Origin of the sequence: Halorubrum sp. SP9, from assembly GCF_005435015.1 — an archaeon.
GTDB classification, from domain to species: Archaea; Halobacteriota; Halobacteria; order Halobacteriales; family Haloferacaceae; genus Halorubrum; species Halorubrum sodomense.
The window spans coordinates 1-697 of the sequence record NZ_SGXU01000075.1; the positions used below are offsets into that span (position 1 = coordinate 1).

The 697-nt window shown below is 49.1% G+C and carries 1 pseudogene; it reads right to left on the minus strand.

The window, feature by feature from the left end:
* Positions 1–697, minus strand: a pseudogene (locus tag EXE45_RS21420) (SAM-dependent methyltransferase); the annotation flags it as partial.

The window sequence follows — 697 nt, forward strand, 5'->3', positions numbered from 1 at the left end:
CTCAAGCTCTTCACGCCATGGGAGTTTGGAAACCTGGCCGACTTCCCACATTCTCTCAGTTGTCTGAGCTAGCATTAGGTAGGTGAATAGACGGCTGTTAGTGTATGATAGCAGAGGCCACAAGTCATGCTCAGGGAATACAGTCGGTCCCTTATCGCCAAAGACCGAGTTCGATGGCAAGTATCCAAACCGCTGACCACTCTCCTTCACCCGATTGAACGTGATTCCTTCATCGAAGTAGAACTGCGAATTCTGAGGACGTGATCCATAATACCGTCTAATTTCTTCCCCTCCTTCGTCCCATAATACTGTTTTCTTTATCCGGGGAAGTAACCAAGAATCCATTCCACCCTTGGATAGGGGGAACCATCCCTCTCCAGTGCGTTCCCAAAATGTTCGTGTGAAGCGATCATCATCACCTGTTTGGACACCTACTTTAATGGATCCTAGACTCTCTTCATCCAGACCTGCATTATTCGCATCTAATACTACCTCAGAGTTGTATAAGGAGCGAAGCTCTTTGGGGACCCAGTAGGATAGCGGCGTTCCGGGGACTAAGTCGAACTCAGATATATTGCGCTGGTATCGTCGCTGGATTCCATTCTCATTCTCGTCGACAAAGGACGCGTGGAGGAACGACTGCTCCTTCTCGCCTTTTGGGACGTCTTCGAGACGAATGAACGTTCCCTCTTGTCCT